At 66.0% G+C, this 14343-nt stretch carries 11 protein-coding genes; 3 read left to right on the forward strand and 8 right to left on the reverse strand.

The features are described 5' to 3' along the window. The 3 genes from RWX45_RS01365 to RWX45_RS01375 all read left to right on the forward strand — a co-directional run. Nucleotides 1–180, forward strand: a 180-nt coding sequence (locus tag RWX45_RS01365) for an AEC family transporter (RefSeq protein WP_316021998.1), incomplete at its 5' end; no start/stop codon positions are given. A gap of 194 nt (nt 181–374) precedes the next feature. Then, nucleotides 375–899, forward strand: a complete 525-nt coding sequence (locus tag RWX45_RS01370) for a gluconokinase (protein ID WP_316021999.1) — start codon at nt 375–377, stop codon at nt 897–899. A 339-nt stretch (nt 900–1238) separates the two neighbouring features. Next, complete coding sequence (locus RWX45_RS01375) at nt 1239–1496, forward strand: GlsB/YeaQ/YmgE family stress response membrane protein (protein ID WP_316022000.1); 258 nt, start codon at nt 1239–1241, stop codon at nt 1494–1496. Nucleotides 1497–2111: 615 nt separating this feature from the next. Here the strand turns inward: RWX45_RS01375 and RWX45_RS01380 are convergent. The 8 genes from RWX45_RS01380 to RWX45_RS01415 all read right to left on the reverse strand — a co-directional run bounded on the left by RWX45_RS01380 (nt 2112) and on the right by RWX45_RS01415 (nt 14200). Further along, a complete protein-coding gene (locus RWX45_RS01380; RefSeq protein WP_316022001.1) occupies nt 2112–2495 on the reverse strand; it encodes a hypothetical protein in 384 nt (127 codons plus the stop codon). Next, a complete protein-coding gene (locus tag RWX45_RS01385; protein ID WP_316022002.1) occupies nt 2488–2790 on the reverse strand; it encodes a hypothetical protein in 303 nt (100 codons plus the stop codon). Before RWX45_RS01385 ends, RWX45_RS01380 begins: the two co-directional genes overlap by 8 nt. A 16-nt stretch (nt 2791–2806) precedes the next feature. Beyond that, on the reverse strand, nt 2807–3814 hold the full coding sequence (locus RWX45_RS01390; RefSeq protein ID WP_316022003.1) for a GH25 family lysozyme: 1008 nt from the start codon (nt 3812–3814) through the stop codon (nt 2807–2809). A 96-nt stretch (nt 3815–3910) separates the two neighbouring features. After that, nucleotides 3911–4573: a hypothetical protein gene (locus RWX45_RS01395; protein ID WP_316022004.1), complete on the reverse strand. Its 663-nt coding sequence runs from the start codon at nt 4571–4573 to the stop codon at nt 3911–3913. A gap of 27 nt (nt 4574–4600) precedes the next feature. Then, complete coding sequence (locus RWX45_RS01400) at nt 4601–7753, reverse strand: hypothetical protein (RefSeq protein ID WP_316022005.1); 3153 nt, start codon at nt 7751–7753, stop codon at nt 4601–4603. Between the two features lie 548 nt (nt 7754–8301). Next, a complete protein-coding gene (locus RWX45_RS01405; protein WP_316022006.1) occupies nt 8302–9384 on the reverse strand; it encodes a hypothetical protein in 1083 nt (360 codons plus the stop codon). Further along, nucleotides 9381–10091, reverse strand: a complete 711-nt coding sequence (locus RWX45_RS01410; protein WP_316022007.1) for a hypothetical protein — start codon at nt 10089–10091, stop codon at nt 9381–9383. Before RWX45_RS01410 ends, RWX45_RS01405 begins: the two co-directional genes overlap by 4 nt. Before the next feature lie 17 nt (nt 10092–10108). Then, entirely contained in the window at nt 10109–14200 is a 4092-nt protein-coding gene (locus tag RWX45_RS01415) for a tape measure protein (protein WP_316022008.1), read from the reverse strand. Nucleotides 14201–14343: the final 143 nt, after the last annotated feature.

Raw genomic sequence — 14343 nt, forward strand, 5'->3', positions numbered from 1 at the left:
GTCGGGCTGCGCGGCCACGCGCTGCTCATGCCGGTGACGACGGCGGCGCTGCCGACAGCGCAAAACGTGTTCATGTACGCCTCGCGCTACGGGGTCGCCAAGCCGCTCGCCCGTGACGCCGTCCTGCTGACGACGGCGGGCTTCGTGCCCGTGGTGCTGCTCGCGGCCGCCGTGCTCTAGGCCTGACTCTCCAGCGCCGTCGGCTCCCGGCTACGGCAGCGCTGTAGGCCCCTGACCGCCGGGGCGTCAAGCACGCGGGGTAACCCGCGAGGACGCCGATCGACCCGTGAGGAGCTTCCCAGGGCAGCGTTCTCGGCGGCTGGGGCACATTACCGTAGTACTCGATATCGGCGATGAAGGCTGAAGGGTCGACTATGAGACAACCCGTTGAACATCTCGTCCTCATGGGGGTCGCCGGATGCGGGAAGACCACCGCCGCCGAGAACCTCCACCAGGCCCTGGGATGGCCCGTGGCCGAGGCGGACGACTTCCATCCGGAGGCCAATATCGCCAAGATGTCCCGCGGTGTGCCCCTCGATGACGCGGATCGGCGTCCTTGGCTGGAGTCACTGCGAGACTGGATGACCCGGCAGGCGCGTCACGGTATTCGGACGATCGTCACCTGTTCCGCGCTTCAGCGCTCCTACCGGGAGCTGCTGTCCCAGGCGGAAGGACGCGTCTTCTTCATTCACCTGGTTGCCGACCAGAGCGAGCTACGCGAGCGCATGGAGCACCGCGAGGGACACTTCATGCCCCCGGCCCTGCTGCCCTCCCAGTTCGCCACCCTGCAGCCGCTCGACGCCGACGAGGACGGCGTCACCGTCACCTCCCGCGCCACTCCCGAGGAAACCTTCGAGGCAATTCTCGCCGCACTCGAGAACGCCTCCAGCCCGTCCTGACCCGTGAGGGCGGGCTGGAGCAGCATGTACGTCAGCTCGGCGTCCCGCCCCGTGAGGACGGGCGGGACGGTGCGGTGGGGCATCCGCCGGCCCCTTGTCAGCCTTTATTAAGCCAGGTCGGCGAATGCGTGAATTCCCTGAATGCGCGACTGGAATCGAGTGAGAATAAGACGGTAGAACTATGGGTGTGCAGTTGCTTTCATGCATCCATGCGAGAGCGATCTCACTTCCGGGAAGCCGTGGTGTATGTTGATTACAGGCGTATAGGGCGCCGGTGCTCTACGTGATATTTCGTAGCGTTGAGCACATCGTTCAGCACGATCCGAAGGGGGATGTGTCATGGGTGAACTCATTGGAATGATCATCTTCGGTGGCGTCATCGGGGCGATCGCCAGGTTGATTATGAGAGGGGATCAGAACCTGTCCATTGTGTGGACGATCGTCCTGGGTGCTGTGGGTGCATTCATTGGCGGCGCCGTATCAGACATGCTCGGTGTGGGGGATACTCCCGGCGTCGACTGGGTGCGATGGATTCTCTCGATCATCGCCGCCATGGTGGCGATCTACATCTACCTGGCCGCGACCCGTAAGCGGTGAGGAGCGGCGCGGTGGAGCGAATGCGAACGGCTCCACCGCGCCGGCGGCGGATTTCAATTCAATGAGAGCGTTGCGCGTCGGGGAGGTGGCGAACGATGCGACATCATATTGCGGCAGTCCTCGCGAATATGCTGGGAGTCCTGTTCGGGCTGCTTTCCATATTGCTCCTCGAAGGCATTATCGACATGCTGATAGAGGGAGACATGAGTGCCGCTGGGGCGATTCGAGTGCTGCTGTTCGTGCCGCTTCTGGCGGGGTTATCCATCGGGGTGCTGTACGGGATTCGCAAACGCTGTTCGCGGACAGATATACCGGCGCCCTCGCCACGGCGATTATTGGGGGTTGAGCACGTTCTTCGACGTCGCACCGGACTTCCCACAGTGCCCCCCGCGGGGCTCGAACCCGCGACCTTCGGATTAAAAGGCCGCCGCACACGCCAACGATGACCAAGCGGGAGCGCCGGCAAACGCTGTAATAGCAGCGATTACTCGTAGGCTGCCGGTGCAGGATGCGCGGCCAGGTGTAGCCATAGCAGTAGCCGTTCGCCACCCTCTGGGTAGACGAATAGCCGCCCCACACCCGACCGGGTGTGGGGCGGCTTGCGTCCGCGGACAGTCAGAGGTCGTCCGCGAGCGCGGGCGGGGCCTCGGGCTGGGGCGGCGCGGGGAGCTCATCCGGGATGAGGAGCGTGAGTGCGTGACCCCAGGAGATGAGGTGGCGGGCGTAGTCGACTGCTGCCCACCGGTCGCGCTGGGCGTCGTCGCGGGCGTCCACCAGGGCATCCACGCGCGCCTCGGAGGCGGCTAGCGCCCGCTCGAGGGAGGCGACGCGCTCGGTGAGGGACTCGACGACAGCACGCAGAGTGGTCACCTCCGCGCCCTGGCGGGCGAGCTGGTAGTCCTCCCGGTGCATGCGCCGGGATGTGGACTGGCCCGCGAGGACGCCGGCGAGGCCGACGACGGCGACGAGGATCGGGGTGATGATGGCCGGGTCAGTCACCGGTCCCACCGTCCGCGCCTGACACCGGGGTGCCGTCGTCGTCATCCACCGGTGTGCCCACGATTGGTGCCTCGTAGACGCCGCCGGTGTGGATGGCGGCGAGGATGAGGGCGGCGACGGCGAGGACCTGCTCGGCCACCTGCGCCCACGCTTCGGACTGCTCGCCGGTGATGACCCCGAGGGCCGCGAGCGCGCCGAGTATGGCGGCGACGGCGGAGTAGAGGGCCTTGCGCCGCTCGGGCGTCAGCCACGCGACGATGGTCCGGTCCTCGGTGAGTGCTACGTGCTTCCCCATGACGTTCCCCTTTTGCTTATGCCTGGTGGCCCTTGGTGAGGGCGTCGGTGACAGCTTTCTCGGTGGCGGGGCCCCAGATGCCGTCGACGTCGAGCTTGTAGCCGAGCGCGTTGAGCGCCGTTTGGATGGCCTTGACGGTGTTGTCATGGGCGGCCTTGGATGCGGGGCCCCAGATGCCGTCCGGTGTGGCGCCGACGGCGCGTTGTGTGGCGGCGACGCCGTTGGGGAACTTGGTGCCGCCCCAGCGGCTTGCCTGGGCGACTAGGGACACGGCGGTGCGCGTCTGTGTGCCGACGATGTTGTCGGCGGTCACGTGCACTGCTTTCTGGATTGCGGTCACGTCCAGGGTGCCCGCAGTGGTTTTCGCGGCCGCCGTCTTCACGGTGGCTGTGGCGGTAGATGCCTTGGCGACGGTCGCGGTAGCGGTACTGGTGCCGGCGTATTTGTTCCAGGCATCCCGGTTGCCGTAGAACTTGTTCAGGTCCAGGTTCCCGTTCCAGCCGGTCAGTCTGCCGGTGGAGGAGTACTGGCGGATCGTGCACGAGTAGGCGGCCTCGTTCCACGGGGTGTCCTGGTAGTCGGTGGCGGCGTTGGAGGCGTACTGGGCGACCCACGTGCCGCAGTCATTGTTCTTCGCGATGGTCCAGGGGAACGCTGAGGACGAGGCGTACAGCATCGGCGGGCGGCCCGTGAGTGTACGCAGTCGCTTGATGAGTGTGTCCAGGTAGGTGGTGTTGCCCCAGGCTCGGTTGCCTCCGGACTCCCAGTCCACGCACCAGACGACTTTGCCGTTCCATCCCTTGCACTGGGAGTAGAAGTACTCAGCTTCGGCGGTCGCGCCGGCGCCGTTGACGTAGTGGTAGACGCCCACGGCTTTGCCGAGTTTTAGGGCCTGCTCGACCGCGCGGGCACAGTCCGGGTTGACGTAGCCGGTGCCCTCGGTCGCCTTCACGATGACGAAATCGCAGGGGACCTGCGACAGGTCTATTCCCTTCTGATAGGACGCGATGTCAATTCCGCGCATTACCACGGCGCTGCCTCTCTTTCTCTGTTGAGTTGTGTTCGGGTATGAAAGGCCCCGCAGCCATGAGAACGGGCCTTCAAGTGTTTTGCGGGCTGGTTAGGCCATCGTGATGGGGAATGCGAGCACAGCGAGCCTGGTGGATGCTCGGTCCGCCGACAGCCTCGCGGACGAGTTGCCCGACCCGCCGAAGCTCAGGGCGAGGATGACCTGTGGGTCAACGCCGGCGGGCACCGACATCATGTTGAACACCGACTGCGACTCAGCAGACCCATTAGTTTCGTATCGGGAGGTCTGCCCGTCGGTGTTGCGGATGAGCATCCGCAGGCCGATCGTGCCCGTGGGGTCCAGGTTGCACATACCCCAGGCGACCACCAGCCGGTTGTAGGGCCGGGTCGGCAGGGATGAGGTGATCAGGGCGTGCTGGGACCCCGCGGTACGGGTGATGGTTGTGCCCGCGAGAGACGCGGACACAGTGTCCTCGTAGCCCTCGGTCTGGTTGATGGGAGCCAGGTCCCACACCTGGTTGGAGCCCTTGGCGCCAGTCGCCCGGTAGATGATCCCGCCGACGTCGATGTAGGCGGGGTGCTCACTGGTGGGTGGACTGCCGGCGTTCTCCGCTGCGGTGAGAGCGGTACGGGCGGCGGCGATGGACCCCATCGGGGAGATGACGCCCAGCACGGACGCCATGTCCCGGAACGCGGACAACAGCGAGTCGCCCGCATCTGGCACCGGGATACCCTTATAGTTGGTGGTAGTCATCGGTGGTTTTCTCCTGTTGTGTCGGCGCTAGACGCTGGTGACGTATTGGATTGATAGCTCCCGTTCCGGCGAGCTCAGGTTGCCGCCGGAGTTCTGGTACAGACTCAGGGCGATCGTGTCTCCGGCATTCAGGGCCATTAGCGCGTTGCATTCGACCGTGTGCGTGCCGGACGCTGGGAGTGCGAACGTGTTTGTGTTCGCAGCGCCGCTGTTGATGCTGAATCCGACGCCGCGGCGGCCGGTCGTGTCCGACGCGAACTTGGCGCGGCCAGTAAGCCGGTAGAAGCCGGATTCGGGTATCACGAGATGGCTGCTGTTGTTGGTGACTCCGCCCGCCAGCTTCATCGTGCCACCCACAATGGATCCGGTCACCCACGTGTTCCCGGTGAGTGACTGGCTCGTGGTGGAGAGCGCGTATGCGAGAGGCGGAGTCACGAGGTTTCGCCATGTGACTGTTCCGATTGCGGCTCCCGCCGTGTCGCGCACAGTTGCTCCACGCGACGAGAGTGTCGTGATGTTGCCCTCGGAGTCGGAGATGTCGATGCGGGCCAGGCCGGTCTCGTCACGGAATATCTGTAGCCCCGTTGTCAGGATTCGCGGCCATGACACGGTGATGTTGCTGACCGTGGCGGTCTTACCTGCAGTCATTCCTGTGCCCAGCAGCACCTTTAAACTGCTGAAATCGCCGATGGTGGGGTTCTGGTTCCACCATTCGCCCTCGGGGATAGTGACGCGGAGGGTGACTGTTGACCCGGCAGCGACGTCCACGCCGCCGCTGCTGTACCAGCGGTTTTCATTCGACAGAACTTTTAGGGCTACGCCCTTCGCCGCATAGTTTGGCTTGAAGGTGGCCGTGAGGGTGATCGGGCCGACCGAAAACGTGGGGCCGACCTCAGGGAAGTGTCCGTTCACGCTATCCGCAAAAAGCCCGGTGGTGCTTTCCCCGGCTGTCGCAGTAACAACGACCCCGGTGTCGCTTGTCGTGAGCGAATACCGAAGCGTTGAGAAGAGCGTGTTTAAGTTGTTTGCGTTCTTGGCGTTCTTCCAAAGCGCGGTCGCGGTGTTCGACGCGGCCTCTTGGTCGAGTAGAGACAGGCTGCCGCCCCTGAGCGTGTTGCCGATGAGGTCGCCGACGACGGCGGTGCCGGTGATGGTGGCTTCCCCCGCGGTGAGCATGTCCGTAGTCACGGCGGCGAAGGCACCGATCTTGGCCCACATCTCCTCCGACGCCTGGATTTTGGCGGCGGTGACTGCGCCGTCGGTGATGTCCACGGCCGGGGTCTGCCGGTGCAGGTCAACATGCCCCACCCAGGCGACCGCACTAGTGGGGGTGGTGCCAGCCGTGAAATACAGGGTCGGGCGGACGCTCATGTAGGCGGCGCCGTCGGGCACGGTCACCGGCACCTCACCACCCACCTTGAACCATTCACCGACCGGGTGGTCGGCGAGGGCCACCCTCGGTCCGGCGGTCTGATTACCAGACGCCCCACTGATCATCGTCTTGGACGAGTCGTAGAAGTACACCTGGGTGGAGAAGCCCGCCCCGGTGGTGGGCATGGCCCCATCCGCATACCACATGCTGGACGCGAGCAGCCGGTCACCCGGCGTGCACGGCGCCAAATTCGCGTTGCCCAGCCATGCGCCGTAGACGGTCATATTGCTGGCGCCCGCGCTGTTTTGCGGCATCCGATACGCATACGGGTGCCCCTGGTAGGTGGTGGTCGTGTCCCACCGGTTGGCGATGCTCCCAACCCACGTGCTGGACGTCAGGTCATAGTACGGGTCGGGCAAGAGATTGTCCGACGTCACCGTCAGCGACGTCGCGAGCACTTTGCCCAGGAATGCAGAGTCGGCGAGGATTGCCTGCATCACCGCGACGGGGATTGTCGCCCCGTCGGTGACCGTGAGCTTGGATACGGACAGGGAGCCGATCTTGGCGTCCGTGATGGACGCGTCGGCGATTTGGGCGGTGCCGACGGCGGCGTCCCCAATCTGCGCCCGACCGATTGCTTTGTCCGCTATGTAGTCCTGCCCGGCCTTGATCTGCGTCCACGAGGATCCGCCCCACACGTACCGGCGCAGTGATGTGCCGCCGGAGCGGACTTCCCAGATCGCCCCCGTAGGCTTACCCTGACCGTCGCTGGCGGTCGGGGTCGCGGCAGATACCGTGTACAAGCCCGACGCCGTGGTTGCTTTGGCGGTGGCGGCGTCAGCGGTCGCCTGCGCACCCAAAGCCGCCGCCGCCGCGCTATCGGCCGCAGCCTTCGCGGTCACCGCCACGGCCGCCGCATCATCCGCAGCCTGCTGGGCAGCCACCAGATCCGTCACATCCGTGATCGTCGCCTGATGCACCGTCAGCAGCTCACCGCCGGCCAGTAGGCCCATGACGAATCGCGCCCGGTCGGCACCATTGCGGTACGCCACCGGCACGTCAAACGTGAGTGCCACGTGGTCCGCCCCCGCAGCCACCGGTCGCGAGTACCAGTGCGCATACGCGTATGTGTTGTCGGCGGTGAAAAAGAAGGCGCCGCCCCAGATGGTCGCGTCAGCGGTGGAGGAGACCGTGAGTGTCAGCCGGTATGTGCGCCCTTCCGGCAGCTGCGCGTGCGGTGTCCTCGTGTACGCGCGCGTGTTCGTGCCGGTCGGAGTGGTCGCGTTGTTGGTGGTGGTGATCTCCGTGGCGGTCTTGGTCAGCTGTGACTCCGCGGCCCAGCTGCTGGTCCAGGTCCATCCACCCACCAGCGATGATTGCGCCGCAGCCGCCGCAGCAGCAGCCGCACTATCCGCCGCTGACCGCGCCGACACCGCCCTGGCGGCCGCGGTGTCAGCCGCTGCCTGCGCGCCCTGCGCCGTCGCCTGCGCCGCCGACGCGGCAGCCTGTGCGCGCTCCGCATCCGTCGACGCCGACGCCGCCTGAGACCGGGCAGTCTCTGCCGCCGACGCCGCCGCATCCGCGGCAGACTGAGCCGACGTAGCGAGATTACGTGCCTGATCCGCCCTCGCCTGGGCCTGCTCGGCGGCCGCCTGTGCCTGCTCGGCGGCGGCGCGAGCCGTGGCGTCACCAGACGCCGCCGCCACTGCGGCATCATCGGCCACTTGCCGGGCCGCAGCAGCCTCCGCCGCCGCCGAATCGGCCGCGGACTGCGCGCTGGCGGCCACCGACTGCGCATCCTCAGCCACCAGCTCCGCAGCCTCAAGCCGCGCATCCAAGCCATCGACGGCGGCCTGCAGGCTCCCCACAGACGCCGCCGTAGCCTCCCACTCCGCCCGCGCAGACTCCAGGGACGCCGCGCTAGCCTCCGCCCGATCAAAAGCTTCCTGTGCGCGGGCACGCACGGCCTCCGCCTGCGCGAACGCGTCTGCCGCAGCCGCGAGCGCATCGGCGGCGGCTTGCTGGGATGCGAGGATTTGCTCACCGTTGGCGCCGGTGGCGACTGGTGCCTGGGTGTCGTCCAGGACGGTAGGGCAGACCACCTGGGTGATCCGGCCGGAGCCGTCCAGGGTCACGACGGCGACCGCACCGACCTGCGTTACGCCGCCGTCGGATGGGCCGGTCTGCTCCGTGCCGTCCTCGAAGCGCACCCGGACAGTGCCGTCGTCGTTCACGGCGACCACGGTCGCTGTCGTCCATCCGCCGGCAGTGTTGCCGGATGTGGCGGTTGCGTTCAGCGAGGCGCTTGCCTTACTGGATGATGCCGGTAGTGCGTCGATCCATAGACTCTTGCTGGTCACCAGGTCATCTCCTCAATATCGATCCGCATGGTGCCCGCGGGGTCTCCGACTGGCAGGCTGTAGGCCGTCACCCGACCGGTCAGGAATTCGGGGCCGTCGGGGTGGGTGACGACGGCGCTGATGACGTCCCCGAGCTCAATACGTGGGTCTGCGACGATTTCCAGGGACCGGCTGGTGGTGGCGGACACGGCGTTGCGCATGTAGGTCTCCGCAGCTGCTTGCACCTGCGACCGGGATGTGGCGGAGGAGAACTCTCGGTGGTCTGTGACCCACCCGTAGGTATCCGGGTCATACGGCTCGGCCGTGGCCGTCGCGGTGCCGGTCCACTTGGTTTCGACCTCCACCGTCTCCTTGCCGCGAGTGACCGACTCGGTGTGCGTGCCGGTGACGTAGATGCGGTTGGGGCGGCGGTCGACGCTACTGCGGGGAGCATCCACGAGCAGGTCGGTCGCCGTGTACTGTGCCACCGGTCGGCTTCCATCACCCAGCGGGTACAGGTGCAGGCAGGCGTCAGCACCCACCCGGTAGCCCACGCCCTTTGCCGCACACAGGTCACGCACCGCCTCCGTCCGAGATGTCCCCCACTGACTCTTGGGCGACACCGATACGTCGTCCACGCCGTCGTCGAGGATGACCGGGAGCGTGCCAGCCAGCCGCTGGCACTCAGTGCGCAGCGTGGCCCCCGCAGCGGGGGAGGACCCCCACGCGAACGGGTTCTCCTCCAGCGTCTGCAGCAGGTCCAGGGCCGTTACCTGTACGGTGTCGGTGCCCTCGTTCCAGGAGGCGATGAGGTACCAGCCCAGCGGTATACGCTCTAGCCGACCGTGGTCGTCTACCAGGTAGACGACCTGCACGCGCTGCCCGAAGTTTCCTAGCGCGTCCCGTGGGTCGGTTGGCACCCAGCCCGGAGGCGCGTTAAAGGTTACCTGGGTGGGGACGGTCCGGGATGCGGTGGCCTCGATCTTCACGGCGTCGACCGGGATGCTGGTGGCAAGCACGACGTCGCCGCGTACGGACGACACCTCCACGCCCACACCGACGCCGCCGGCGAGCACGTCCAGGGACGGCCCGGCCCTCATGCCGGCATCCCCTGCACCAGCCGGGCCACTTGCAGGGCGCTGTAGTCCTGCCAGCCGCCCTCACCGTGAGCGTCAGCGTATGCCTGCCACTCGCCCCACGTCGTCACCGGGACGGCTCCCAGGCCAGCCGTCTCGGACACCGGCGACGCCTCGGTCCACGCCACCGTGACCTCGATCAGGTCATCAGACAGGCGTGTCCGCTTGGCTGAATCAACCGTCACGCAGCGGGGAGGCACCCCGGCCGTCCGGGATGCAGGCACCAGGTAGACGAGGCCATGCGACTGCAGCACCCTCCACAGGGCCTCCTCACGGTCGGGATCGTCGAGCACGATCACGCCCTCACCGGTGCGAGGCTCGTCCTCGATCGCCCACCTCACCACACGGCGGTTGAACCGCGTTACGGTCGACGTCCAGGACACGGGATCCTGGTTGGACCTGTAGGCCAGGCCCGGCACCGACCGGCCGGACGCATCACACACGTGTACGCCCCACCAGGCACCCTCCGGGCGGATCAGAGTCACCGACTCCGCCCCAGCCGTGTACACGGTCGATACCCCGGGCTCCGCGAGCGCGTCCGCCATAAGATGGGCGCCGGCGTCCACGACGTCGAGCAGACGCTCCCCGGCGTACACGGAAGTGGTTGTGCCGGTCTCAAGGTATAGGGACGGTAGGCCTGAGGTGGCGCCGATCCAGCCAGTGATAGTCACGAGGTGCCCCCTCTCCGTCAGATTGCGTGGTTGATGGCCTTGACGGCCACGTCCGTGGCCCGCTCGTCCACATAGGCGGTGAACTCCTTGTCGCCCACGGACAGCACGACCGTCTCCGGGAATGCCGGTCGGTTGACGAGTTCTGACCACTGGCCCGACGTGAAGACCGGCTCGGGTTTGCCGGTGGCGTTCTCCACCAGGGTGAAACCCGGCTGCAGGAGGCCGCCGGAGTCGTACTTCAGGCGCCCGTAGGTGGGGTTGCCCCACACCGCCCGCTGGATCGCGTAGCGGCCGACGCCGGGCTCCTCCACGATCTGGCCGTTCCCCGCATACCAGGCGGTGTGATAGGCCGGGTTACCCCAGAACACGACGTCGCCCGCGACCGGGGTGGTCACGGGGGTGGCGACGGCCTGGTAGCCGGCGGCGGTCAGGCGCGGCGCCGGGTGCCCCGTCTTGTTCAGCGCGTAATACACGAGCCCGGAGCAGTCCAGGCCCGGCGGAATACTCGAGCCGCCCCACACGTAGGGGGTGCCCAGAAGGGTCTTGGCGAAGTCCACCGGCGCGGACCCGGTGCCGAGCGTCTCGGTCTTGCCCTTGAGCCAGTTACCGATGGAGGTGATCGTGTTGCCGGGGATCGTCTTGATCGCGTCCCCGATCATGCCGGCCGCCGGGAAATTGGCCATGAGGGCGTCCACGGGCTTGCGCACCAGCTCGGTGACGGCGCCGATCGGGTCGGCGATGATCTCGGCCGCCGCCTCGACCGTGTTGGAGAGCCAATCGGATACGCCTTTGATGCCGCCGCCGATTGTGCTCTTGGCCTTGTCCCAGATGCCGCCGAGGAAGAATTGCTGGTAGCCGCGGTCCCCGATGGCGGACAGGCCACGCCGGCCCCCGCCGACCGCGGCCTTGTTCATCGCGTTAACCGCTGCGGGGCCGCCGACGGCGCGCACCCATTCTGGCCGCATGATCGCCTCACCACCAGACAGCGCCAGGGCGCCGCCCCCATCGTGGGAGACGAAATGGTAGATGTCCTTCCCGGGCGTGTAGCCGGGGAGGACGCCGCCGGAGGCGTAGCCGGGAATCTTCGCCACCGCGGGCAGGGTGATATTCAGGCCGACCGCCTTAGTCAGCTTATCGACCAGCTTCTTAATGCCGTCGGTGTAGATGGTGCCGATCAGGAAGTTGACCGGCTTAGCGGCCAGCGACTTGATGCCGTTCCAGGCGTTACCGACCGCGGTCTTCATGGTGTTGAAACCGGTCTTGATCTTGCTGATCACGTTGTTGATGCTGGTCCACAGCGTGCCCGAGAACCAGGTCGCAACCACGTTGATTGCGGTCTTGACGCCGTTCCAGGCGGTCGAGACCGCGGTCTTCATGGTGTTGAAACCGGTCTTGATCTTGCTGATCACGTTGTTGATGCTGGTCCACAGCGTGCCCGAGAACCAGGTCGCAACCACGTTGATTGCGGTCTTGACGCCGTTCCAGGCGGTCGAGACCGCCGTCTTCATGGTGTTGAACCCGGCCCTGATCTTGCCGATCACCGCCTGGATGATCGGCTGAAGAGTCGTCGAGAACCAGGTAGCAACCACGTTGATCGCGGTCTTGATACCGTCCCAGGCGGTCGAGACCGCGGTCATGAGTGCATCGAAGCCGGACTTAATCCGGTCAACGACTTCCTGGATGATCGGCTGAAGAGTCGTCGAGAACCAGGTAGCAACCACGTTGATTGCGACCTGAATGCCGTCCCAGACCGCCTTCACGGCGACGGCCAGCAGCGCGAACCCGGCCATCACCATGCCCACGAAGACCGTGATGACGGGCGTGACATAGGTGTTGAACCAGTCCACAACCACGCGGACGGCTCCCATGATGCCGTTCCAAACCGTGCTGACCACGGTGACGAAGGTCGAGAACACCGTCTTGAGTACGTTGAACACAGTCTGGAACACGGGGACGACGTTGGCGGAGAACCACGTCACCACCGTGCTCACGGCGGTCTTGATGCCGTCCCAGACGGTGGAGACCGCGCCGCCAACCGTGCTGACGCCGTTCTTGATCCCGTCCCAGGCGCCCTGCAGTAGGGGGAGGGCAGTGTCCTTGAACCAGGACACGACCCCGCCGACCACGTTCTTGATCCCGGTCCAGACCTTGTCCATGATCTTGCGGCCGGTCTCGGTCTTCGTGAAGAAGAACCACAACCCTGCTACTAGGGCAGCAATAGCTGTCACCACCAGCATGATGGGGTTCGCGTTAGCCGCCGCGTTGAACGCGATCTGAGCGACCTTGGCGGCGTTCTGCGCGGCCTTGTAGACGTTCAGCGCCGTGGTCCAGGTCTTGTACGCCACCACGGCTGCACCAATCGCGACCGCAATCGAGGCCACGTAGTCCTTGTTCCTCACCAGCCACTGCGCCACCGAGGAGACGCCTCTAATGATCGACGGGACGAGCTGCACCACACGGGTCAGCACCTCACCGATCTTAGGGCCGGCCTCCGCCACAAACCCCTTCACCCCGGCCCAGATGGACTCAAGGGTGGGCTTGGCAGCCTCGAAGCCGTTCTTCACGGCGATGACCGCCTCACGCACGGACATGAGGAAGGTGACGAGGCCGCTGTCCTCTGCCTGGCCGAAGATCGGCCCGGTGAACTCGCCGTCAAGCAGAATCGACTTCATGCCCTCGAAGGCAGGCACAACCGTGTCGGAGATCCACTCCTTCACGATCTGCGCCTTCTCGGCAACCGTGTCGCCCCAGGTCGAGAAGTTCGCCGTGAACCCGTTGATCGCCGCGGAGATGCTGTCCACACCGAAGACGTTGATCACCTTGGTGATCGCCGCCGCGATACGGCTCCGCGCGTTCTCGAAGGCAGTCGAAATGCCCGCCGTGGAGGTCAACGCCTGCTCGTGGAAGGGGGCCAGGCCGTCAATCCCCTCAGAGTCCAGCTGCACAAGGGCGGCGTTGAAGTCCTCGAAGGAGACCGTGCCTTCCTTCATCGCGTCGTACAGGTCCGAGGAGTTCGCCGTGGCCCCCAGGAGGGCGCGGGCCATCTGGTCCAGCTGACCGGGCATCGCGGACTGCATGGACCGCCACGCCGCCATGTCCACGGTGCCGACCGCGAGCATCTGGCGGTACTGCTCCATAGCGTTCTCAACAACCGTCGCCGAGCCGCCGCCAGCGAGTAGAGCATCGTTCAGGGCCAGGCTGACATCGGTTGCCTTCTCCAGGCTGCCGGTCAGCGGGGCCAGGCCCTGCACGGTCAGAGCTACCGCGTTCGTAGCCGTCGGCAGCCCATCCAGGGACTTAGCGATGCGGTCAATTTGTACGCGGGCATCGTCGGCGGAGTAGCCGATGTTCGCCATGATCCGCGGGAAGTTCGACAGCGTGTCCGCACGGCTCACCGCGCGAGACAGATTCGTCGCGATCGTCGCGCCAAGCGCGGCCACCGCGACACCAGCAGCCTTAACCCCGACAGAGACCGCAGACGACAGGGCATTCCCGACGGCAGAACCGACCCGGGAGGCGACCGAGGCAACCCCGGCGCCAGCCGACGCCAGAACACCGCCAAGACCGGATACAGCCTTGCTGAACCCGGCCCCGATCACCTGTCCTACGGGCTGCCACGCCTTGACGATCTTGCCTACCGCGCTACTACCCAAGGCCGTAGTGATCCCCGAGACCTTCGAGGTAACAGCCTTCGCAACCCCGGTCACCCCGCTACGGATACTGCCCCAAGCCTTAGTCGCACCAGCAGACACCGTGCTCCAGGACTTCGCCAACGGCCCAGTCACCGTCTTGGCAAGGCTGCTGATGGCAGTACCGACAGGCCCAAGCTGAGCCAACGTGACCTTGGCGGCGTCCTTGGCATACATGCCGATCAGCCGCATCGTCTCCGCCCCAGACTTAATCGAAGCCGCGAGCGCTCGGGCGACGGCGGGGGTCTTGGCGATGGCGTTGCCGATGGTGCGGACTAGGCGCTGTCCGACGCTGGTGCCCAGCTTGTCGGTGGCGTTGCCGCCGAGGGCCTTGTCGAGCTGGGAGTGGACATCCTTTGCGACATCCTTGGTGGAGATGGCGACCTGGACCCAGGCGGTTCCGATCTCGTATCCGGCCACTGACCCCACCTCCACTATTCGCTGTTATTCGTAGCGTTTGGTCATGCGTTCGGCCCGCTGGTGTTGGCGGGCCTGTTTCTCACGCCAGCCGGGCTCGGGCGGCTTGGGCTGCTTGGGTGCGGTCTTGCGGTCGGACAGGCGGG

Source organism: Actinomyces sp. MRS3W, assembly GCF_032465695.1.
Classification (GTDB): Bacteria; Actinomycetota; Actinomycetes; order Actinomycetales; family Actinomycetaceae; genus Actinomyces.

Bases quoted from the DNA above. Each gene is read 5' to 3' on its own strand.
- RWX45_RS01370 (WP_316021999.1), top strand. From the start codon at position 375: ATGAGACAACCCGTTGAACATCTCGTCCTCATGGGGGTCGCCGGATGC.
- RWX45_RS01375 (WP_316022000.1), top strand. From the start codon at position 1,239: ATGGGTGAACTCATTGGAATGATCATCTTCGGTGGCGTCATCGGGGCG.
- RWX45_RS01385 (WP_316022002.1), bottom strand. From the start codon at position 2,790: ATGGGGAAGCACGTAGCACTCACCGAGGACCGGACCATCGTCGCGTGG.
- RWX45_RS01390 (WP_316022003.1), bottom strand. From the start codon at position 3,814: ATGCGCGGAATTGACATCGCGTCCTATCAGAAGGGAATAGACCTGTCG.
- RWX45_RS01395 (WP_316022004.1), bottom strand. From the start codon at position 4,573: ATGACTACCACCAACTATAAGGGTATCCCGGTGCCAGATGCGGGCGAC.
- RWX45_RS01405 (WP_316022006.1), bottom strand. From the start codon at position 9,384: ATGAGGGCCGGGCCGTCCCTGGACGTGCTCGCCGGCGGCGTCGGTGTG.